The organism is Nocardioides sp. NBC_00850 (assembly GCF_045207335.1).
Classification (GTDB): Bacteria; Actinomycetota; Actinomycetes; order Propionibacteriales; family Nocardioidaceae; genus Nocardioides.
Genome location: NZ_CP108845.1, coordinates 4730099 through 4751819 on the forward strand (window position 1 = coordinate 4730099; position 21721 = coordinate 4751819).

The 21721-nt window shown below is 67.9% G+C and carries 23 protein-coding genes; 11 read left to right on the plus strand and 12 right to left on the minus strand.

What is annotated here, in order from left to right; genetic code table 11:
* The first annotated feature begins 23 nt into the window (after positions 1-23).
* Complete coding sequence (locus tag OH802_RS22970) at positions 24-1175, plus strand: serine hydrolase domain-containing protein (protein WP_406022449.1); 1152 nt, start codon at positions 24-26, stop codon at positions 1173-1175.
* Positions 1176-1193: 18 nt separating this feature from the next.
* Here OH802_RS22970 and OH802_RS22975 read toward each other — a convergent pair whose 3' ends face one another.
* Genes OH802_RS22975 through OH802_RS22995 form a run of 5 tightly spaced genes read right to left on the minus strand, consistent with a single transcriptional unit; the run spans position 1194 to position 7301 of the window.
* Entirely contained in the window at positions 1194-2132 is a 939-nt protein-coding gene (locus OH802_RS22975) for a DUF3068 domain-containing protein (RefSeq protein ID WP_406022451.1), read from the minus strand.
* Positions 2133-2170: 38 nt separating this feature from the next.
* Entirely contained in the window at positions 2171-3013 is an 843-nt protein-coding gene (locus OH802_RS22980; RefSeq protein ID WP_406022453.1) for an ATP-binding cassette domain-containing protein, read from the minus strand.
* Positions 3010-4827: a dipeptide/oligopeptide/nickel ABC transporter permease/ATP-binding protein gene (locus OH802_RS22985; RefSeq protein ID WP_406022455.1), complete on the minus strand. Its 1818-nt coding sequence runs from the start codon at positions 4825-4827 to the stop codon at positions 3010-3012. Before OH802_RS22985 ends, OH802_RS22980 begins: the two co-directional genes overlap by 4 nt.
* Complete coding sequence (locus OH802_RS22990) at positions 4824-5765, minus strand: ABC transporter permease (protein ID WP_406022457.1); 942 nt, start codon at positions 5763-5765, stop codon at positions 4824-4826. The genes OH802_RS22985 and OH802_RS22990 overlap by 4 nt, the downstream gene beginning before the upstream one ends.
* A gap of 6 nt (positions 5766-5771) precedes the next feature.
* Positions 5772-7301 carry an ABC transporter substrate-binding protein gene (locus OH802_RS22995; protein WP_406022459.1) on the minus strand — a complete coding sequence of 510 codons (1530 nt, stop codon included), beginning with the start codon at positions 7299-7301 and terminating at the stop codon, positions 5772-5774.
* A gap of 132 nt (positions 7302-7433) precedes the next feature.
* On the opposite strand from OH802_RS22995, the gene OH802_RS23000 reads away from it, so the two are divergent.
* From OH802_RS23000 to OH802_RS23010, 3 genes are all read left to right on the plus strand, one after another.
* A complete protein-coding gene (locus OH802_RS23000) occupies positions 7434-8039 on the plus strand; it encodes a TetR/AcrR family transcriptional regulator (protein ID WP_406022461.1) in 606 nt (201 codons plus the stop codon).
* The gene (locus OH802_RS23005; protein WP_406022463.1) at positions 8036-8398 is read left to right on the plus strand and encodes a YidH family protein; all 363 of its coding nucleotides are present in this window, start codon (positions 8036-8038) and stop codon (positions 8396-8398) included. Before OH802_RS23000 ends, OH802_RS23005 begins: the two co-directional genes overlap by 4 nt.
* 80 nt (positions 8399-8478) lie before the next feature.
* Positions 8479-9306: an SDR family NAD(P)-dependent oxidoreductase gene (locus OH802_RS23010; RefSeq protein ID WP_406022465.1), complete on the plus strand. Its 828-nt coding sequence runs from the start codon at positions 8479-8481 to the stop codon at positions 9304-9306.
* A 67-nt stretch (positions 9307-9373) separates the two neighbouring features.
* On the opposite strand, the gene OH802_RS23015 is transcribed toward OH802_RS23010, so the two are convergent.
* Entirely contained in the window at positions 9374-10423 is a 1050-nt protein-coding gene (locus tag OH802_RS23015; RefSeq protein WP_406022468.1) for an Lrp/AsnC family transcriptional regulator, read from the minus strand.
* 150 nt (positions 10424-10573) lie between these two features.
* On the opposite strand from OH802_RS23015, the gene OH802_RS23020 reads away from it, so the two are divergent.
* Genes OH802_RS23020 through OH802_RS23035 form a run of 4 tightly spaced genes read left to right on the plus strand, consistent with a single transcriptional unit; the run spans position 10574 to position 15450 of the window.
* Positions 10574-11869, plus strand: coding sequence for an MFS transporter (locus tag OH802_RS23020; protein WP_406022470.1), 1296 nt, complete (start codon positions 10574-10576; stop codon positions 11867-11869).
* Complete coding sequence (locus OH802_RS23025) at positions 11859-13151, plus strand: amidohydrolase (protein ID WP_406022472.1); 1293 nt, start codon at positions 11859-11861, stop codon at positions 13149-13151. The genes OH802_RS23020 and OH802_RS23025 overlap by 11 nt, the downstream gene beginning before the upstream one ends.
* A complete protein-coding gene (locus tag OH802_RS23030) occupies positions 13148-14563 on the plus strand; it encodes an amidase (RefSeq protein WP_406022474.1) in 1416 nt (471 codons plus the stop codon). Before OH802_RS23025 ends, OH802_RS23030 begins: the two co-directional genes overlap by 4 nt.
* Positions 14564-14571: 8 nt before the next feature.
* Positions 14572-15450 (plus strand): alpha/beta hydrolase fold domain-containing protein, encoded by an 879-nt coding sequence (locus tag OH802_RS23035; RefSeq protein ID WP_406022476.1) that lies wholly within the window; start codon positions 14572-14574, stop codon positions 15448-15450.
* A gap of 15 nt (positions 15451-15465) precedes the next feature.
* Here OH802_RS23035 and OH802_RS23040 read toward each other — a convergent pair whose 3' ends face one another.
* Positions 15466-15894 (minus strand): DUF309 domain-containing protein, encoded by a 429-nt coding sequence (locus OH802_RS23040; RefSeq protein ID WP_406022478.1) that lies wholly within the window; start codon positions 15892-15894, stop codon positions 15466-15468.
* 81 nt (positions 15895-15975) lie between these two features.
* Here OH802_RS23040 and OH802_RS23045 point away from each other — a divergent pair, with 81 nt between their 5' ends.
* Complete coding sequence (locus tag OH802_RS23045) at positions 15976-16518, plus strand: YciI family protein (RefSeq protein ID WP_406022480.1); 543 nt, start codon at positions 15976-15978, stop codon at positions 16516-16518.
* A 28-nt stretch (positions 16519-16546) separates the two neighbouring features.
* On the plus strand, positions 16547-16897 hold the full coding sequence (locus OH802_RS23050) for a UBP-type zinc finger domain-containing protein (RefSeq protein ID WP_406022482.1): 351 nt from the start codon (positions 16547-16549) through the stop codon (positions 16895-16897).
* Positions 16898-16946: 49 nt separating this feature from the next.
* On the opposite strand, the gene OH802_RS23055 is transcribed toward OH802_RS23050, so the two are convergent.
* Both OH802_RS23055 and putP read right to left on the minus strand, forming a co-directional pair.
* On the minus strand, positions 16947-17150 hold the full coding sequence (locus tag OH802_RS23055) for a cold-shock protein (protein WP_141804077.1): 204 nt from the start codon (positions 17148-17150) through the stop codon (positions 16947-16949).
* A gap of 216 nt (positions 17151-17366) precedes the next feature.
* Positions 17367-18875, minus strand: coding sequence for a sodium/proline symporter PutP (putP, locus tag OH802_RS23060; RefSeq protein WP_406022484.1), 1509 nt, complete (start codon positions 18873-18875; stop codon positions 17367-17369).
* 180 nt (positions 18876-19055) lie between these two features.
* On the opposite strand from putP, the gene OH802_RS23065 reads away from it, so the two are divergent.
* Positions 19056-19508: a hypothetical protein gene (locus OH802_RS23065; RefSeq protein WP_406022486.1), complete on the plus strand. Its 453-nt coding sequence runs from the start codon at positions 19056-19058 to the stop codon at positions 19506-19508.
* Positions 19509-19800: 292 nt separating this feature from the next.
* On the opposite strand, the gene OH802_RS23070 is transcribed toward OH802_RS23065, so the two are convergent.
* Genes OH802_RS23070 through OH802_RS23080 form a run of 3 tightly spaced genes read right to left on the minus strand, consistent with a single transcriptional unit; the run spans position 19801 to position 21616 of the window.
* The gene (locus OH802_RS23070) at positions 19801-20259 is read right to left on the minus strand and encodes an ArsI/CadI family heavy metal resistance metalloenzyme (RefSeq protein WP_406022488.1); all 459 of its coding nucleotides are present in this window, start codon (positions 20257-20259) and stop codon (positions 19801-19803) included.
* A 27-nt stretch (positions 20260-20286) separates the two neighbouring features.
* A complete protein-coding gene (locus OH802_RS23075; protein WP_406029383.1) occupies positions 20287-20496 on the minus strand; it encodes a DoxX family protein in 210 nt (69 codons plus the stop codon).
* A gap of 55 nt (positions 20497-20551) precedes the next feature.
* Complete coding sequence (locus OH802_RS23080; RefSeq protein WP_406022490.1) at positions 20552-21616, minus strand: Kelch repeat-containing protein; 1065 nt, start codon at positions 21614-21616, stop codon at positions 20552-20554.
* Positions 21617-21721: the final 105 nt, after the last annotated feature.

A 21721-nucleotide genomic window follows, 5' to 3' on the forward strand; every position in this document is an offset into this window, starting at 1 on the left:
CGACCTCGACCCCGAGGAAGATCATGGCCACCATCCAGGGCACCTGCACGCCGGAATTCGAGCTCGTCCGGGACGCGTTCACGACCCACTTCGATCAGGGCCTCGAGGACGGCGCCAGCGTGTGCGTCACGCTCGAGGGTCAGGTTGTCGTCGACCTCTGGGGAGGCACCGACGGCAACGGCGATGCGTGGCAGTCCGACACCCTGGTCAACGTCTGGTCCGTGACCAAGACGATGAGCGCGACGGTGATGCTGATGCTCGCCGACCGCGGCGAGCTGGACCTGGAGTCGCCCGTCGCGCACTACTGGCCCGAGTTCGGCACCCTCGGCAAGGACGAGGTATTGGTCCGCCATGTCCTCGCGCACACGGCCGGCCTGCCGGGCTGGACCGTCCCGATCGCGCCGCGCGACCTGGCCGACCACGAACGCGTGACCACCGCCCTGGCCGCGCAAGAGCCGTGGTGGCGGCCCGGCACACGTTCGGGCTATCACCCGCTCACGCAGGGCTTCCTGGAGGACGCCATCGTCCGCCGGATCACGGGTCAGAGCCTCGGGGCCTTCATCGATCATGAGGTCGCGCGGCCGCTGGGTGCCGACTTCCACATCGGCCTGCCTGCAGGAGACGACGCACGCGTGGCACGGATCACCGCCCCGGCCTTCGGCATCGGCGGCGACCCGGCGACCGCGGTCGACGACGCAGCCGAGGCCGAGCTGGCGGATCGCGTCACCTCGAGCTGCCCGCTGATCGGCGACGAGCCGAACGAGCGGTGGTGGCGAGAGGCGGAGATTCCCGCGGCGAACGGCACCGGGAACGCGCGCTCGATCGCACGGGTTCATGCGGCACTCGCCTGTGACGGCACCCTCGACGGAGTCCATCTGATGAGCCCTGCCATGCTCGACCGCGTATTGGAGGAGCAGAGCAGCGGCATCGACGCAGTGATGGGCTACCCGTTGCGGTACGGCGTCGGATTCGGGTTGGTGAGCCCCGAGGTGCCACTCAGCCCGAACTCCCGGTCGTTCTGGTGGGCGGGCTGGGGTGGCGCCATGGCGCTGGTGGACCGGGACGCCAAGATGACCGTCAGCTATGCGATGAACAAGATGTCGTCCCAGGCCCAGGACCTACGTGCGGTCAACCTGATCTTCCACGCGTACGCCGCTCTGGAAACCCGCGCCTGACCGGCGTCCCCGACCGGCTCACCGCCGCGAGCGGCCCCTCAACATGCGCGCTGTGACGAGGCCTGCGAGAAGACCCAGCAGCCCGAGCATCAGGACCACGGCCGGAATCTGCACCGTGAAGCGCTGCAGAGTCGTAGCACGCTCGCCGTACTTGTCCGCGTTGGCCTGGACCTGCTCGTCGGGGTAGGCGAGCTTGCCGGCGAAGAGGGTACGTACCGGCTCACCGTCGATGGTGAGCCGGTCACGCACGTCCTGCACATCGTTGAGGATCGCGCCCGTGCGCGGTTCGACGTACAAGGTCCTGTCGACGCCGTAGGTGCGGTCGGCCGACACGTCGCCGTCGGCTGCCAGTCCGACGGCCTTGGCGTTGACCTTCTGGCTACCGACAACGGTATCGGCGACCTCGATCTCGAACCGGTAGGCGCTCACTCCCTCGACATCGGTCGTGCCGCGGTAGGCGGCCTTCACCTCCTTGCCCAGAGTGCTGTCCCACACCTCATAGCTCTTCTGCTCCGTCCCGAAGGGGAACCTCAGCACCAGGCCGGTACGGCGGTCCTCCTCGATCGCCTGGTCGACGACCTCGGCGAAGCTCTCGCAGCAGGGCTCCGCCTTCCCCGTGGAGGCGTCCATCGCCGTGCGGGCCATGCTCTGCTGCACGATGACTCCCTCGGCGGTCAACCGCGTGGTCGCCGTGAACCAGACGACGACTCGTCCCGGCGCCTTCTTCGCCGCCTCGAGGTCGCCGACCGTGTACTGCTTGACGGTGACGTCGGAGGTGATCTCGGTCTGGGTCGACGGGACGAACACCGTCGCGCCGCTGGCGCGCATGGTGGTCATCTCGCGTGGGTCCTCCTCCGCGACCGCGAGCTGGGCGGAGCCGAAGAACCGTAGGACCAGGGCTGCAGCAACGAGGAAGGCACCGACGCTGATGAGGACAACGGGCAGGTAGCGACGCATGGGGGTTCTCCTAGAGACGAGAGAGGTGGGGCCGAGTCCTAGAGGTGAAGAGGGTCAGCGGACGCGACTTCGCGACGCGCCTGCCGCATCGCCCGGCGCTCGCGCTGACGAACCGGGTCGGCGACCGGTGAGGCGAGCAGCAACTCCTCGGTGAACGCGTGCGTTGGTCGGGAGGTGACCTGCGCACACGACCCGAACTCGACCACCCGGCCCTGTCGTAGAACAGCCACCCGGTGGCTGACGTGCCGCACCACCCCGATGTCGTGCGAGACGAACAGGTACGCGACCCCCGTCCGCTCCTGGATGTCGACGAGCAGCTGCAGCACCCGATCCTGAGTGGACAGGTCAAGCGCCGAGACCGGCTCGTCGCAGACGACCAGCTCTGGTTCCAGGGCCAGCGCACGAGCGATCGCCACCCGCTGGCGCTGCCCTCCCGAGAACTCCCTGGCGAAGCGGTCGGCCGCCCCGGCCGGCAGACCGACCTGATCGAGCAGCTCGACCACGCGACCGCGCGCGGTCGCCCGGGTCCACCCCGCCGCGCGGAGCGGTTCCGAGAGGATGTCTTCGACCGTCATCGCCGGATTCAGCGACGTGTACGGGTCCTGGAAGACCACCTGGATCCGCGCAGCCAGCGGGCGCCGTTGCGCCCGGGTCAGGGACTGGATCTCCTGGCCGTCATACCGGATGCGACCGGAGGTGACCGGGGCCAGTCCCAGTACCGCCCGCCCGATCGTCGTCTTCCCTGAGCCGGACTCACCGACCAGACCGACCGTCTCGTGCGGGCGTACATCGAGGGTCACGTGGTCGACCGCCGTGAACGCGCGGCCCCGACGACGTCCCGGGTACCGGACCACCAGGTCGTCGATCTCCAACAGGCTCATCGCTGCATCTCTCCTGTCCGGGCGTCGTCGCGCGACGACGGGGTCTCGACGTACTCGGGGCGGACGTGGTGCTCGTCGGGTACGGCGTCCAGCAGCATCCGCGAGTACTCGTGCCGGGGACGAGCGAAGAAGTCCTCGGCCGAGGCGGACTCGATCACCTGGCCGCTGCGCATCACCGCCACGTCGTCGCAGAGGTCGGCGATGACTCCGAGGTCGTGGCTGACGAGGATGATTGACATGCCGAACTCCTCCTGTACGCCGCGCAGAAGATCGAGGATCTCGCTCTGCACCGTGACGTCCAGGGCCGTGGTGGGCTCGTCGGCCACCAGGATCCGCGGCTCGGTCGAGACCGCGCCCGCGATGAGCACCCGCTGCGCCATTCCGCCCGAGATCTGGTGGGGGTAGGACCGCATCACTCGCTCGGGATCTTGGATGCCCATGCGCGCCAACAGCGCGACTGCGCGCCTTCTGGCCTTGGACCGAACGACTCCACGAACCCGCATCGGCTCCATCAGCTGGTATCCGATGGTGAAGGTCGGGTCCAGATTGCTCATCGGCTCCTGAGGTATGTAGGCGATCGCGTCCCGCACCAGCTTCGCGCGCTCGCGCGACGGGAGCCGGAGCATCTCGGTTCCGTCAAGCCACACCTCGCCGTCCATCAGAAGCGCCTGGCGCGGCAACAGGTCGAGCAACGCGAATGCGGTCTGCGTCTTGCCCGATCCGGATTCACCGACGACGCCTAGCGTGTGACCGCGACGCAACGTCAGCCCGGCCCCGCGCACCACCTCGGCGACGCCATCGCCGGTCGGGTAACCGATGGTGAGGTTGCGGACGACGAGGATCTCCCCATCGATGGGCGGCGCCTCAGCAGAGGCCGGGACCGACTTCAGGTGCGCTGTCGTTGCGCGTGCCGCCGCACCACCACCGCCACCACCACCGCCGTCCGCACGTTGCAGCGCATCGCGCGCGCCGCTGGCGATGAGGAAGAAGGCAGCCACGGTGATGGCCATCGCCAGACCGGGCCAGATGAACAGGACGTCGTTGGCGCTCATGGCCGCGAAGCCCTCGCCGAGCATGCCGCCCCAGGTGATCGTCGTGGCATCGCCCAAGCCGAGGAAGTCCAGTCCCGTCTGCACCGTGATGGCTACACCGGCCAGCACACTGATCATCAGGACGAGCGGACCGCGCACGACGCGGAAGATGTGGCGCGCGACGATGCGCGCATCGGAAAGGCCGGCCACCTTGGCAGCATCGATGTAGAGGTCGTTGCGTACGGCATGCACCTGGGCACGGAGCAGACGGAACACCGCCGGCGCCATCATGCATCCCAGAGCGGTCATCGAGATCCACATCGAGGTGCCCAGACTGGACACGATCGCCAGCATGACCACGATCGCGGGAAGCGACATGACCATGCTGGCCAACCAGTCCAGCACCAGGTCGACACGGCCCGAGTAGTAGCCGGCGACGAGTCCACCAGGCACCCCGAGCAGGATCGCCACCGTCAAGGCGATCACACCGCTGAACATCGTGGCCTTCGTCGCCACGACGAGTCGTGCGAGCACGTCACGTCCACCACTGTCGGTCCCGAGCAGGTGGCCGTCCGCGCCCGGAGGCTCGTTGCGCCGGTAGAGGTCGGCACGCCAGGCTGCTTCCGGGGCGGCCCAGTCGATCGCGATCGCCGCGACGAGGGCACAGAGGACGAGGACGAGCAGCACCACCCCGACCCGAGATAGCGGGTTGCGCAGGATCATACGAAGCGTCGACGTGCGCTCCGGGGCGTCCAGTGCTTGCGCGGAGATCTCGATGCTCATGCTGTCCTTGCCTTGGGAATGAGCCACATCTGAGCGAGGTCGACGAGAAGGTTGACGAGGATCACGAGGCCGCCGGTCAGCAGAACCATGCCCATGATCACCGGACGGTCGCCCGCGGCTGTGGCGTCGACCGACAGCACGCCGAGCCCCGGAAGGGCGAAGACCTTCTCCACCATGAACGCACCGCCCAGCATCGCGACGAATCCGAGCGAGAGTGACGTCAGCCAGGGAGGCGCCGCATTGCGGAGCGCATGTCGGAACAGGAGCGATCCGCCCGAGATGCCGCGCGAGCGAAGCGTCCGCACATAGTCGGCTTCGAGTACGTCCATGAGAGACCCTCGGGCCTGGAGCGTTGCGCCTGCGACGCTGCCCAGCGTGAGCGCGAGCACGGGCAGCACGAGCGACCGCAGCCACTGCGCCGGAGACTCGCTGAGCGGCACGTACCCGAACACCGGGAACACATCGAGCTTGACCGCGAAGACCAGCAGAAGAAGCAGTGCCAGCAGGTACGCCGGCAGCACGTGCCCGATCACGGCGAGCAACTGCACGAACCGATCGACCGATCTCCGTCCGTAGACGGAAGCGACCGCAAGCACCAGGCTGAGTCCCGAGATCACCATCATGCTCAACGCCACCATCGACATCGTCACCGGCAGGTTCGCCGCGATCTTGTCCGCGACCGGCTGGTCACCGATGTAGGAGGTCCCGAGGTCACCGCGCACCACCCCACCGGCCCAGTCACCGAACTGCGTGAGCATCGGGCGGTCCACGCCGAGGCGGTGGTTCTCGGCCGCCACCTGGGCATTGGTTGCCTCCGGCCCGAGGATGTTGCGAGCCGGATCGCCGCCACCGATTCCCGTGATCACGAATCCGACGACGCAGACCGCCACAAGCAGGATCGATGCGGCGACACACCGCCGGAGCAGAATTGCCAGCATGACGAGTCACTTCTCCGAACGCTGGAACCGGACCAGATCGATCCCCTGGGTCTGCGGTTCGACGGTGATGCCGTCCACCGAGACCCAGTTGGTCGAGCTTGCGAACATCGGCGCGAACCAGGCGTTCTCGACCAACCAGGTGTTGATCGCGCGGAAGGCCTGGTCCTGAGGCGCGCCGGGAGCGGCCTTCTTCGCGACAGCGAGCAGCTTCGCCAGGGCAGGATCTTCACTCTCGTACGGGTTGAAGGTCGCGGTCGGCAGCACGGAGAGCTGGATGTCCTGCCACGGCGCCTTCGTGCCGAGCGACATGAAGAACATGGGGAACTTACCGTCCTGCATGGAGCTGAGCAGCTCCGTCACCGGCACCTTCTGCCAGACCACCTTGATGCCGATCTCGCCGAGCTGCTGGGTGATGGCGGTGTTGAGAGCCGGGCTGCCGACGAACTGGCTCAGGTCCGGCATCGTTGCCGTGAAGCCGCTTGCGAAGCCAGCGGCGGCCATCAGGTCCTTCGCCTTGGCGAGATCGCGCTCGTACTGCTGGTTGAGCTCGTCGTCGTACACCGCTCCGCCGGGTGCGAAGATCTGGGCGGACAGGGTGGATCCGCCGGGCAAGAGCTCCTCCGTGAACAGCTTGCGGTCGACGGCGAGGTTGATCGCCTGACGCACTCGGACATCGCCGAGCGGGGCCAGCACGTCACCGGCACGGTCCGCCAGGATCAGGCCGTACCAGGCGCCCGCGGACTCCCGGACCGTGAATCCGGCTTCCTTCACAGGCTTCAGCTGCTGACTCAGGACGGCGGCGGCATCGATCTGCCCGACCTTGAGAGCGTTGAGGAGTGTGTTCGGGTCGGCCAGCTGTACGAGCTTGAGGTGGTCGAAAGGGTAAGCCTCCGCGTCCCAGTAGTCCTCGTTGCGCTCGAATACGGTTGTGCCGGTCTGCGACTTGTCGGCGCTGTAGAGGTAGGGCCCCGAGGTGACCGGCACCTTCGTGAGGTTGCCGGACTTCAGCGCGGCCGGCGAGGTCATGATCCCCAGGTTGTCGGTCAGGTTGACCAAGAGCGCCGGGTCTGGCTCTTTCAGCTTGATCACGAGACGGTCCGGGCCTGGGGCGCTGACGCTCTTGATGGCGTCCGCCACGGTGCTTCGGGGGCCGTCCGTCCGCCCGAACCAGTCGATCACCGCCTTGGCAACCGTCGCGTCGAACGCTGTGCCGTCACTGAAGGTGATGCCCGAGCGTAGCTCCAGGGTGAGTTCGGTCCGCGTGTCGTCGTAGGTGAAGGACGTTGCCATTCCGGGCTCTGGCGTGCCGTCCGGGGCCGGATGAAGCAGCGTGTCGTAGGCCGCCTGGCAGTACAGGCGCCCGGAGCCGCAGTCCATCTGGGTCGGGTCGAAGGTCGTCAGCGGGGTGGGTGTCGCGAGGGTGAGGGTGTCCTTGGGCGCACCGTCCCCTTCCGACGATCCCCCGCATCCAGCGAGCGCGGCGGCGCTCAGCACGGCGGCAGACAACAGGGCGACGAGTTTCGTGGGCTTGCGCAAGGTCGCACTCCTCCGGCGATTGGCGGGGTCGGGAGACCCACATCAGTCATGGTGCGGTGTGGCGGGCGCCACATGCCTGGGCTAACCTACCTATCATTAAGTCGGTTTGCAACGGTCGTATTGAGGAGTTCCATGGCACGCACCCAGGAAGCAGATCGCGTGGGCAAGAGACGCCGCGCGCAGATCGTCGACGCCGCACTCGAGCTCTTCGCGGCCCGGGGTTACGACGCGACATCGCTCGCCTCTGTGGCGCGCGCGGTGGAGATGAGTCAACCGGGGCTGCTGCATCACTTCGACGGCAAGGAAGCCCTGCTGGCCGCCGTCCTGGACGAGCGGGATCAGCGCGCCTTCACCGCCAGCGACATCGAGAGCGACTACGACGTCAGCCCGTTCGAGCGCGCGCTCGAGGTCGCCGAAGCAATGGTCGCCTGGAACGCACAGCACCGCGACCTGGCGCGGCTGGGCCACCTGGGGGCGGCCCACCACCCACCCTTGGCGACCGCTTGGGCCAGGGAACGCACCATCCGGTTGCGCGCCCAACTAGCCGCGGTGATCTCCCGTGGCATCACCGACGGCACAGTGCGCCCGACGGCGGATCCAGAGATCGTGGCCACCTTCGTGATCGCCGGCGTCGGTGGACTCGAGGCTCAGTGGCTCGTCGACGAGGACTTCGACATGGTCGCCGCCATGCGCGAGTTCACCCAGATGCTCCGCCGTGACCTACTGGTCGCCTTGTGACGCGCCGGCCTCGGTCGGTCTACGACCACGGAGACGAACCGGATCCGCGCTTCTCGCTCGCCAACGAGCGCACGTTCCTGTCATGGATCAGGACCAGCCTGGCTCTGATCGCAGGTGCCGTGGCCTTCGCTGCTGTCATCCCGGATCTTCCGCACGCGGCACGCGCGGTGAGCTGCGGAGCGCTCTGCATGGGCGCCCTGATCTGCTCACTGGCGGGTTGGCGACGCTGGCGGCACACCGAGCGCGCGCTGCGCACCGGAGCCCCGCTGCCGGGATCGGCCCCGACCGCCACCCTGGCGGTCTCGACAGCGGCCGCGGCCTGCGTGGTCGTGGCCTGGGTCGCCGCGATGACCTGGTGAAGCCCGCACGTACGCCGCAGCTACTGGCTACTCGGTCGGTAGGTCAACCCTTCCTGTTACAAGCAAACGAGGAGAAGCCCATGCTCGAACCCGAAGACCTGAAGCATCGCACTGCTGTCGTCACCGGAGCAGCCAGTGGCATCGGCGCCGCGCTCGCCGCCGAACTCGGCACGCACGGCATGGCCGTCGTGGTCGCCGACATCGACGTCGAGGGCGCCCAGCAGACCGCCGCGGCCTTGGAGGAGCGCGGAACCCCCGCGCTCGCGGTCCGGGTCGACACAAGCGATGCCGATTCCGTGCAGGAGCTCGCCGAGGCGGCGTACGCCACGTTCGGATCGGTCGAGCTCGTCTGCAACAACGCTGGCGTCCTCACCTTCGGCAACGTGGCCGACTCCCCCGTCGCCGACTGGCGCTGGCTCTCGTCGGTGAACGTCGAAGGCCTGCTCAACAGCGTGCACGCCTTCGTGCCGCGGATGCGCACCCAGAGCGGATGGCGGCACATCATGAACACCGCCTCCACTCATGCCTTCCTCCCGGACCCGGGATACACCGGTCTCTACAGCGCGACCAAGCAGGCAGTGGTGGCGATCAGCCGCGGTCTTCGCCAGGAGCTAGCACCAGAGGGCATCGACGTCACGCTGCTCTGCCCGGGCCAGGTTGTCAGTCGGATCCTGGACTCTCAGCGCAACCGGCCGGAACGGTTCGGACCCAACGCAGCGGAACCCTTCGGAACCGGGGTTATCCCGATCGGCACGATCGAGCCGGAGGAGGTTGCTCGGCAGGCGGTCACCGGGCTCCTAGCCGGCGCCGAGATCACCTTCGCGCTCGGCGAGTCCAGCGTGTTCCGCGAGCAGGTCGCCACCTGGACCCGCATCGTCGACCAGGCGATCGTCGTCGACCGCAGCTGAGGCGGTCACGGCGACCGGGCCTGGGTCCCTGTTCAGCCACATGAAGGTCTCGTCGTCGGGTTCGGAGTCAGTGCCTGCGGGGCAGCGCTCCGATGGGTGCCAGCGCGTGCGAGGTGGAGATCTGGTGGGAGAACCGTCCGTCCTGTGTGAGGACGGCGCCGGAGCGCTTGGCGACGGAGGGGACGAGCCAGGTCTCGCACAGTTCGATGCGCGGATGGGCGTGCTCGATACGTGTCAGCAGTGGCTCGAGGTCCTGGGCGTGGTGGAGCCACACGGTGATGGCGAGGTTCATCCGGTCGAGGATGGCGGCGGACAACCGCACTCCCGGGACCTCCGCGATGCTCGCGCCGACGGTGCCCAAGTCGGTCGTCGGCACGCGGTACCAGAGGGACGCGGCCGTGGTGTAGCCGAGGGCATGGTGGGCGAAGTCCGTCTTCGCCGTGAACCAGGGAGAGCCGAACAGACGGTGGATCGCGCGGGTGACACTGGTGGTGGAGAGCCCCAGCTCGGCAGCGATCTCGGACGCTGGTCGGCGCGCGTCCGACAGCAGGCTCTGCATGACGCTGACGAGGAGCGGTGTGGGTGCAGAGGCTTCACCGGCGAAGCCCTCGGACGCGCGCCGCAGGGCGCTGATGACATCGGGTGCGAGGACATCGAGATGTGAGCGTGCCCCGTCCTTGTAGAGGGTCTGCACGAAGCGGGTACGCGTCGCACGGATCCCGGGGACGCTCGCGATGCTCTCGGCGATGAACGCGTCGGCGGTCGCGATACTCGCATGCACCACCGTGAGCAGCAGATCGCGCGAGCCGGAGGTCCGGGCGATCTCGATGACCTCTTGGAGCGGGGTCAGATCGGCGACGACCTGCTCACGCTGCCCCGCACGGACGTCGACTTCGACGAGCGCCATCGCCGGAAGCTCGACGTCGAGATGCTCAGGCTGCTGGTAGCAGACCGTCCACGCCAAGCCCGCATCACGCAGTCTGGTCCAACGACGGGCAAGCGTGGTGGGGTCGTAGCCGAGGATCTTGCCCAGCTGCATCCAGCTGATCCGCGGAAAGATCTGCAGGGCATTCGCCAGCTGCTTGTCGACGACATCGATGACCGATTCCTGCACCACGTACGCGAATCTAGCCCATATCCGGATGACTGAGGTTCCTTTACGAACCGAATCCCGGTGACCTGCCTACGATCCCGGAAATCTTCGGACTCAAGGCGGGCCCGGCTCGGCGCGTGCAAGCACCGTGCATTACGTCATCAGGGAGCATCTGTGAGCAAGACCTCGCCACAACCGGCGCTCAGCCGAACTCAGAAGAAGCCGCGGGTACGGCTGCAGCGGGACGCCAAGCTCGCCGTCCTCCTCTTCTTCCTCGGGTGGGTGATGAGCTACGCCGACAGGCAGCTCATCACCCTCGCACTGCCGTATATCGGCGAGGATCTCTCGCTCACTCCGACGCAGCAGGGCATGCTCATCTCGGCGTTCTTCGTGACGTACGCGATCGTGCAGATCCCCGGCGGCATCCTCGTCGACAAGGTGGGCGCGAAGCGCACCGCGGTCACGGGCGTGCTCGCCTGGTCCGTCTTCACCGTGGCGACAGGGACCGCTGGATCCTTCGCGGTGATGCTCGCCATCCGGGCGCTGTTCGGCATCGGCGAAGGCGTGTACCCCGCGGCATCCGTGAAGGCCGTTGCCGAGCGGACCAGCTCCGAGCAGCGCATGACCGCGACCGGCTGGATGTACAGCTCGAACGCTGTCGGCACCATCGTCGCCGCTCTCGCAGGAGCGGCGCTCATCAGCGCCATCGGCTGGCAGGAGGCGTTCTTCATCCTCGGGGCCATCGGCGTGCTCGTCGCGGTGGCGATCGGCTTCTTCCTCCCGAACGCCCGCGCCGACTCGACGGCGGCCATCGAGGTGGAAGAGCAGTCGCAATCGACGATCACCTCCAAGGATCTGTTCCGGTCCCCCGCGCTCTGGGGGCACGTGGCCATGTTCTTCGGCTACGGGGTCGTCGCATGGGGCATGAGCGCGTGGGTGCCCAGCTATCTCGTCGACGCCCGTGGCATCCCTCTGGGCGTGGTCGCAACCGCTGCGGTGATCCCGGTGCTCGCCGGCGGCGTCGCCTCGGTGCTGGGAGGGCGCCTCGTCGACCGGCTGGGCGGTCGACACCGCCTGATCATCATCCCGGGGATGCTCGCAAGCATCGTGACGTTGGCGATGATGACGCAGGAGCTGCCCGTCCCCGTCTTCGTCACGCTGATCGGACTGCTCTCGTTCTTCAGCGGAATGTGCTACATGCCTGTGTTCTCGAGCCCGGTCCGCGGCCTGCCGACCGCGGTCGTCGGGACGGCGTACGCCACGATCAGCACCGGCAGCCAGGTCGGCGGCATCCTCACCCCCACGATCATGGGCGTCGTCGTGGAGAACGTGAGCTGGGAGGCGGCCTTCGGCGTCCTCATCGCCGGTTGCGTGATCTGCCTCGTCGCCGCGATGCTCGTGCCCCGCGGGCCGGAGGAGTTCTTCGCCACCTTCACGCGTCGGCAGAAGGTGACGACCGATGTCGCCTGATCCCCTGTTCTGGCCTGTGCCGGCCGGCTCCGTGGTGGACCTGTATCGCGATCTGCACCGTCATCCCGAGCTCAGCGGCCAGGAGACCCGCACCGTGGCCCGCCTGGCATCAGAGCTGGCCCGCCGGCAGATCGACGTCACCGAAGGCATCGGAGGCGCCGGAGTGGTCGGCATGCTCCGGAACGGTGAAGGACCCACCGTTCTCCTCCGCGCCGACATCGACGGTCTCCCCGTCAAAGAGCTGACCGGCGCGCCCTACGCGTCGGCCGCGAGCGGCATCGACAGGACCGGAGCGACCGTCCCGGTCATGCATGCCTGCGGCCACGACATGCACGCAGCCGCTCTCATCGGCGCTGTCGATGTCCTGCAGGCGCGAACCACCGAGTGGGCAGGCACCGTCGCGATCGTCTTCCAGCCCGCCGAGGAGACCGGCGAAGGTGCTCTCGCCATGATCGCCGACGGGCTCCCTGAGCTCGTCGGGACACCGGTCGTCGCGCTGGGGCAGCACGTATCGCCGGTGCCGGCCGGTGCCGTCGTGGCCGCCGCGGGCATCTACGGCGCCGCGTCGGACAACTTCCGTATCCGCATCCATGGGGTGGGTGGCCACGCATCGACCCCGGAGGCGGCCGTCGACCCGATCGTGGCCGCGGCGGCGATCGTGATGCGGCTCCAGACCGTGATCTCTCGAGAGATCGCGGCGCACGAGCCCGCCGTACTCACGGTGTCGTCGATCCATGCGGGTCGTGCCGAGAACGCCATCCCGGACGAGGCGGAGCTCACCGTCAACCTCAGGAGCTTCAGCGCCTCGACCCGGCACCGTCTCATCACCGCGATGCGTCGGGTGATCGATGCGGAGTCGGCGGCGGCAGGGATGACCCGGCGGCCGAGCATCGAGCGCATCAGCGGCGCGCCCCTGCTCCTGAACGACCCCGATGCCACACGCCGCACGCTCGGCGCGATCGGCGAATCCGGGCTCGACGCACACCTGGCCACCCAGCCGATGACCGGCAGCGAGGACTTCGGCGCGCTCGGCGAAGCGCTCGGCTGCCCCAGCGTCTTCTGGCACTGGGGTGGCACGGCACCCGACAGATACAGCCCGGCGGAGCTCGCCACGCTCCTGGCCGAGGCACGCTTCCCCGAGCACGTTCCGATGAACCACTCCCCCGAATACCTGCCAGATCTGGAATGGGCCCTCCCCGCCGGCATCCAGGCGATGAGCGCGGCCGCCCTGCACTGGCTTCAACAACCCAATTCCGCTCCCATAGATCAAGGAACACGATGAACGATCTCATCTACCTCTCCGCCACCGAGTGCATCGAGGGATACCGCACGGGCGCGCTGTCGCCTGTCGAGGTCCTCGATGCGCAGCTCGCCCAGGCGGCACTCGTCGACGGCTCGCTGAACGCTTTCACCGAGACGATGGAAGAGGCCGCTCGTGCGCGAGCGGAGGACTCGGAGCGTCGCTACCGCGACGGCACCGCGCGAGCGTTGGAGGGCGTCACGGTCGCCGCGAAGGAGAAGCACCAGATCGCCGGCATGGAGGTGGTCGAGGCGTCGAACGCCTGGGCCGGCTACACCGCAACGGCGAACGCGCCGGTCATCGACAGGCTCCTGGACGCGGGCGCGATCATCCACGCTCGGACGGCTACCCCCGAGTTCTCCATCGCCGCCTTCACGCACTCCGATCGGTGGGGAGTGACCCGCAACCCCTGGAACACCGCGTTCTCCCCGGGCGGCTCGTCCGGTGGGTCCGGGGCTGCCCTCGCGGCGGGGATGACGACTCTCGCCACCGCATCCGACATCGGCGGGTCGACCCGTGGGCCGGCGGCGTTCACGGGCAACGTCGGCTACAAGGCACCCTATGGGCGGATTCCGGGAGCAGGCCCCATGAGCGTCGACTACTACCGCGGCGACGGTCCGATGGGACGTACGGTCGATGACGTCGTGCTCTTCACGAACGTGATCAGCGGACCCGACCCGCGCGACCACGTCGCGCTTCGGCCCAAGCTCACCCTGCCGTCCAGCTACCCGGGGGTCGAGGGACTACGCATCGCCCTCAACCTCGATCTCGGCGGGTTCGTCGTCGCCGACGAGATCCGGCAGAACACGCGTCGCGTCGCGGACGAGCTCGCCAAGGCCGGCGCAGAGGTCGTCGAGGTCGACTTCACCTGGACACGCGAACTCATCATCGGCGCCGCGATGCCGCACTTCGGCCACATGATGGGCGCCATGGTCCACGATGCGATCGGCGGGAAGACGTCAGACCTGAGCGACTACGCCCGCGATTTCGTCGAGCAGACCCGTGAGATCCGCGCGACGGCAGCCATGTTCGACGCTGCGAAGGCCGAGTACGCCGTCCAGCAGGAGCTCGCGCGCGTGATGACAGGGTTCGACGCCCTGATCTGCCCGACCACGGCAGCCGTCGGGTTCCCCGCGGGCGACACGCTGATCGACGGGATCGACATCGACGGCCACACGGTCTCCGGCCTCGAAGGCACGCTCACCCTTCCGTTCAACATCAACAATCGCTGTCCCGTCCTTGCCGTGCCCAGCGGTCACGCCGAGAACGGGATGCCGACCGGTGTACAGATCGTCGGCCACACCTACGACGACGCCACGGTCTTCCGCGTCGGAAAGGCAGTCGAGCGCCTGCTTCCCTGGGCGTACACCGAAGGGCACCGCCCACAGCTGTGAGTGCGTCGATGAGGCTCGTTGCTCTCTACCTTCGGGCGAGGAGCAGACGACATTTCGCCACCGCCGATGGTGCCCGCCGGATGCTGGCGAGGGAGAAGACCACGTCGGCGCCACCGGAACGACTTCGGGCTCGTCATGTGCTGAGCTACGCCCTGCACGAGGGGTTCGGCTGCTGGACCGTCGAACCGCAGCACCCGGACCCCAGCCGGACGGTGATCTATCTGCACGGCGGCGCCTACGTCAACGAGATCTTCCCGCAGCATTGGAAGCTCATCGAGCAGATCGCCGACGCAGGTGCCCGAGTGGTCGTGCCGGTGTACGGGCTCGCCCCGCAGCACGGATACCAGGACGCCTACCGTCTTCTCACCGCTGTCTACCGCAGCACGCTGTCGACGACGCTTCCCGCTGACGTCGCCATCGCCGGGGACTCCGCCGGCGGGGGCCTTGCCCTGGGGTTCGCTCAGACCCTCATCGGCACCGGGCTGCCACAGCCCGGCCGGCTGGTGCTCATCTCGCCCTGGCTGGACCTCACCCTCCGGAACCCCGACATCGAGCGCGTCGCCCGCAAAGATCCCTGGCTCGCAGTGCCCGGAGCACGCGAATGCGGCCGAGCGTGGGCCACCGGCGATGACCCATACATTCCGCAGCTGAGCCCGATCTCCGGCACCTTCGCCGGTCTCGCACCCATCGACGTCTACATCGGCACCCGCGACATCCTGCTCCCCGATGTACTGCTTCTACGTGACCGCGCACCGGACGGTTCCGCCATCACGCTGACCATCTGCCCGGGCGGGGTGCACGTGTACCCGCTCACGCCCACGCGGGAAGGACGGGCCGCATCCGCCCGGATCGTGCAGTCCGTCGCCTCCGAGAGACTCGAGGTCTGACTCTGCGCGCGTCAGTCAGGCGTCCTGCACCCGGCCCCGAGAGCACGCGATGAGTCCGCCGAGGTCGAGACCGTACGTCGGGCCAGCACCCTGTTCGTACGTCTCGAGCCGACGTGCTGCCCGCTCGATCAGCCGGGAGGCGCCGACGGTGTTGCCGCGCTCGTGGTGGGTCAGACCGACGCACAGCTGGGCGAGGCCCTGCCACAGCTCGCGCTCCTCGTCCGGGCACGACTTCCATCGGACCTCGAGGGCTTCGTGGGCGGCGAAGGGGCGCCCGTCGTCGAGCAGGCTGCGGGCGTACGCCAGGGTCTCGTCCGGCGGAAGCGGTTCCTCGGAGATGGGTTCGACACCGACTGCGCCATAGGGCAGAGGGCGGCCGAGCGCGTCGCGCGGTCGAGCCTGTTGTGCCCGCCCTTGTTCGTTCCGGTCGCGATCGCTCACCATGTCGGCCTCCTCGGCTCCCACCCTACGGACCCGCTGAGATAACCGATTGCGCGGGACGGCGGGGCAGGTGAGTCTCAGCCCATGGAGTTCTTCTGCTACCACCGCGACCGCCCGGGGTCGACGCCGCTGCGCACCCAGATGGTCGAGGAGCATTGGACCTACATGGACCGGTTCGCCGCGACGATGATCGCCCGCGGCCCGACCTTCACCAGCGATGAGACACTGACCGGGAGCGTGCACATCCTCGACCTCCCGGATCCCGCCGCAGCTCGCGCGTTCGCCTTCGAGGAGCCCGGCTACCAGGCCGGTGCCTATCGTGACGTGCTGCTGCGGCGGTGGCACAACACGCTCGGCCGGACCATGTGGGACTTCGACGGCCGGCCCGACGCCAACCGCTACCTCGTTCTCGGGTTCTGCGAACCGACGACCGACCCGGTCGAACTGCCGCGCGGTGAAGCGCTGATCGCGGCCGGGCCGCTGCTCTCCGACGACGGGACGGTGGTGCTGGGCGCGGCGGTGCTGCTGGAGGCAGCCTCCGAGCATGCCGCTCGGCGAGCCCTCTCCCCCGATCAGTACGTCTGGATCGAGGCCCATCGGTGGGAGTTCGGCGGGCGGCCCACGTAGAAGGGCCCCGACCGGTAACGTGAGCGGCATGACCGGCACACCAGGGATCAACGTCGCTGCCCCGCCGTCCGGCACAGGATGCGCCGAGTGCCTCGCGAGCGATTCCGGATGGTGGTTTCACCTTCGACGGTGCGCCGAGTGTGGGCACGTGGGCTGCTGCGACAGTTCCCCGGCGCAGCACGCCAGCCACCACTTCCGCGAGACGGGCCACCGCTACATGCAGAGCTTCGAGCCCGGCGAGACGTGGTTCTGGGACTTCGAGAGCCAGGAGGCGCTCCAGGGACCGGCGTTGGCCGAGCCGACGAGCCGACCCGAGCCGCAGTCCCCACCTGCGCCGGCGGATCGCGTCCCACAGGACTGGCAGACGCACCTGCACTGACGCACGAAGGGCCCCGACCGCAGCTGCGGTCGGGGCCCTTCGTTGAAAATCAGGCGACGCGGACGTTCTCGGCCTGCGGGCCCTTGGGGCCGGCGGTGACGTCGAACTCGACCTTCTGGTTCTCGTCGAGCGACTTGTAACCGCTGGTCTGGATAGCGGAGAAGTGAACGAACACGTCCTCGCCGCCGCCGTCCTGCGCGATGAAGCCGAAGCCCTTGTCAGCGTTGAACCACTTGACGGTGCCCTGAGCCATAATCTTTTCCTCTGTTCGGTGCAAGGGACACTGTGCCCCAAGCCGCTGAAGACATCCATCTGTGCTGATGTCCAGCGAACCGAAAACCAGATAAAAGATACAAGCCGCGACGTGGTGTGCGGCCAGGACGGCTTACAGAGCCATCCCTTCAACAAGATCAACAGTACGCCATCGGGCCCGGGATCGTGGTTTCCCCGAGATCCCGGGCCCGTCGCGTCAGACCCGCACCGACTCCTCGCGCGATCCGTCAGCGTCCAGCAGCCGGATCGCCTCGTCGAACTCCGCCTCGATGTCCGGGTTCTCCCGGTAGGTCACCATGCTGACCACCACCGCGACGATCGCGTTGAGAGCGAAGCCCGGCACGATCTCGTACATCTGCGAGCTGAGCGCGTCGATGTTGCCCCACACGACGACGGTCACCGCACCGACGACCAGACCGACCAGCGCGCCGGCCGCGGTGAGCTTCCGCCACCACAGCGCCAGCAGGATGATCGGGCCGAAGGAAGCGCCGAAGCCCGCCCAGGCGTACGCGACCAGGTCGAGCACGGTCCCGCTCTTGGGCCACGCCAGGACAGCAGCGATGACGGCGATCCCGAGCACGGCGAGCCGGCCGAACAGGACCAGCTGGCGGTCCGAGGCGTCGTTCTTGAAGACCGCCTTGTAGAGGTCCTCCACCAGCGCCGAGGAGGTCACCAGGAGCTGCGAGGAGATCGTGCTCATGATCGCGGCGAGCACGGCGGCGAGCATGATGCCCGCGACCAGCGGGTGGAAGAAGATCTGCCCGAGCACGATGAAGACCGCCTCCGGGTCGTCGAGCTCCGCCTCGGGGTTCTGCTGGTAGTAGGCGATGCCGACGAGGGCGGTGCCGACGGCGCCGAAGAGGCTCAGCAGCATCCAGCCGATGCCGATCCGCCGCGCGGAGGCGGCCTCCCCCGCCGTACGCAGGGCCATGAACCGGACGATGATGTGCGGCTGACCGAAGTAGCCCAGCCCCCATGCGACCGCCGAGATGACGCCGAGGGCGGTGGCGCCCTCGAGCATGCTCAGCCGCGACGGGTCGACGGCGCGGATGCTGTCCAGGGTCTCGGCGGGCCCGCCGGTCACGAAGACACCGACGACCGGCACCAGGATCAGCGCGAGCAGCATGATCGCGCCCTGCACGAAGTCGGTGTAGGAGACCGCGAGGAAGCCACCGAAGAGCGTGTACGCCACCACGACCCCGGCCACCACCAGCATGCCGGTGTGGAAGTCCGTGCCGAAGGAGCTCTCGAAGAAGACGCCGCCGGCGACCATGCCCGAGGACACGTAGAAGGTGAAGAACACCAGGATCACGGCCCCGGAGGCCATCCGCAGCAGCCGCGAGCTGTCCTTGAGCCGGTTCTCCAGGAAGCTGGGCACGGTGATCGAGTCACCCGAGACCTCGGTGTACGTCCGCAGCCGCGGCGCCACGACCTTCCAGTTGAGCCAGGCACCGACGGTCAGACCGACGGCGATCCAGCCCTCCATCAGCCCGGTCGCGTAGATCGCACCGGGCAGGCCCATGAGCAACCACCCCGACATGTCCGAGGCACCCGCGCTCAACGCACTCACCATCGGGCCGAGATCGCGCCCGCCCAGCATGTAGTCGTCGAGGTTCGAGGTGCGCCGGTACGCCCAGGCGCCGATGCCGAGCATGGCGACCATATAGGCCACCAACGCCAGCATTTGATAGGTCAGGTCTGACATCAAAAACTCCAAGATCGGGGGAATGCCGCCGCAGAACCTAACCCGTAGACCACGTTTGACTGCGATCGGCACCCCACGGCTGCGCTACGCCACGCCTGAGGTCGCTTGACACCGGCTCGGACGACGGCCAGACGCGGCTTCCGATGCGCGGCGACGTCGGATGCCCTACGGTCTCCCGACGTGACTACGACTGTCGTTGTGACCGCGATGGGCATCCTCGCCACCCTCCTCGGAGCCTGGTGGGGCGCGTACTGGCAACACCGGAACTCCCGCGACCTTCAGCTGCTGGACGCCAGGGTCCGCGTCTACGGCGAGTGCGCTGCGAGCCTGTACGAGTTCGAGCGCATCACCTACAGTCGCGTCAAGGCTCGCCTCGCCGACCTCCCCGCTGCCGAGCGGGAGTTGTTGCGCCAGGAGGCGTACCGCAACAACTCAGCGGCTCGCGCAGCCATCGGCCAGCTGAGCATCCTCAGCGCAGGCGGGAAGATCCCCAGAGGATTCGAAGCCCTCCGTCAGGCGATCGGCGACCTCAACGACGCACCTGGTCTCGATGAGCTCAGGGAGCGACACGACGAGATCTACGTCGACCTCGACCGAGTCCTGGAGCAGGCGCGCGCCGACCTCGCGCGCTAGCTCGCCCGGCGGTAGCCGTTGCTGGTCGCGGGCTCCGATCGGTCACCCACAGCAAACGGCTGGCTGCCGCAACGATGAGCGACGTGCTGCAGAGCGGGCGATGGCGCGGGCACGGGTGATTGCCTTCTTCCAGTTGCTGGGGCGGCAACAGCGAGCGATCGCGGCCAGACGCGCCTTGCGAGCCTGCTGGATCCGTTCGCTGATCTGCTGTTCGGCGATCGCGCTGGTGAGGTCCACTGGTCTCACGGGATCTCCTCCTCTCGGACAGTCGTCGCTTCTTGTCCGGTGACCGTCAGCAGCAGGCGGCCTCGGCCGGCACAGGCGCAGCCTCGGCGGACGACCCGCAGCACGTTGACCCGCCGGCCTCTGCTGCGTTGAAGGTGTCGCTGTCGGCGAGCACGGTGTAGACCTCCCACCGTTCGCCGTTCGGGGCGTTCTCGACCCAGAACTTGTCCTGCTTGGCGTAGCAGCAGGTGGTGGCGCGCTCGTCGACCGAGGCGAACCCGGCGGAGTGCAGACGGTTCTGCTCGGCGTCGACCGTGTCGGTGTCGGCCACCTCGACGCCGAGGTGGTTGATGGTGCCGCCCCGGCCGGCGTTCTCGACGAGCACCAACTTGAGGGGCGGCTCGGCGACCGCGAAGTTGGCATAGCCGGGCTTGGTCTTGGCCGGCTCGACGCCGAACAGGGTCGAGTAGAACGCGATCGACTCCTCGAGATTGTCGACGTTGAGCGCGAGCTGGATGCGGGACATGGCTCCTCCTGAGTGAGATATCGATGACTATCGATATGAGATCCTGCTCCTCATATCGATGACTGTCAATGTCTTAGAAGGGCTGCAGGTCGAACCGCCTCCAGGCGACGAACGTCGGACCCGCATGGCTGCGGCGCCAGTCATGAACATCACCATCCCGCAGACCGCGAGCGGGGTCAGGACCGGCAGGATCAGGCCGAGGATCCCGATGGACTTGACCGTTGCGATGAACTTGATACCGGGTTCAGCCGTTTATGACCGATCACCCCGGAGACCTCACGATCGCAACGTGTCATTCCGGTGTGAATGCTTCGTTGCGAGCGCTGGCGAAGTTGCCGCCCACCTCGGTACCCCCGCCGAAGGTGTAGATGACATCACCGACCGTGGCGGCGCCGAGCCCGTGGCGCGGCGTGGGCAGGTTGCCCGCGGCGGTCCACTCATCGGCTTCCGGGTCGTATCGCCAGACGTCGTCGTAGACCAGCGGGTCAGGATTGTGCTGCTCGCCACCGAACACGTAGATCGAGCCGTCGTGCACGGCTGCGGCCAGTCCGCCGCGGGCTTCGGGGAGCGGGGCGAGCGTCTCCCACTCGTCGGTGGCCGGCTCGTACGCCTCGACCGTCGCGACGTTCTCCTGGACGGCGGAGCCGTCCTCGGCCAGCGAGAACTCCCTGCCACCGATCACGTAGATCCGGTCGTCGACGACGGCGGACGCTGCGCTGTTCCGCGCCGTGGGAGCCGGAGCAAGCGTGGTCCACGTGCCGGTGTCCGGGTCGAACATCTCGTTCCTGTCGCTGTCGACATGGGTCGTGAACGTGGTGGCGTCAGGTGTCTCCCGGACCCGGCCACCAATGACGTACACGTGGTCACGCACGCTCTCGATCACGAACTCGGCTCGCGGCTCTGGCAGGTCGACCCCGGTGGACCAGGCATCGTCCTCCGGCGAGTAGACGAAGGTGTCGGGCTCGGCCCGCCACCGGGGAAACCCACCGCTGAACCCACCGACCGCAAACAGGGAACCGTCCGCCTCGGCAAGGCCGATGTGGTGCCTGGCCTGCGGGAGCGTCGCCAGCCGGTTCCAGGTGTCCGCAGCGGGGTCGTAGGCGTCGAAGTGTGCCGACACACCGGTGTTAGGACTGAGCAGTCCCCCGGCGACGTAGATCCGGTCGTCAACGACCTCAGGGTAGAGCTCCTGCCGTTCCAGAGCCATGGGCGCGCGCTCCTGCCAGGCACCTGTCCGACTCGAGGACGCCGGTGACGACGAGGCGGGCGCGGCGGCGCACGCCGTGGTCAGCATCGTGCCGACGACGAGTACGGCAACGACCGAGCGGGTGCGGGGAGCAACAAGTTGTCTGTCCACGGTGAATCCTTCTTCTGTACGTCGGGAGTTCCCACGTTCCAGGACCTCGAAGACGGGAACGAGGGGTTGTCATCCCCTGTGACGGCGGCCCCGCTGACGTGATAC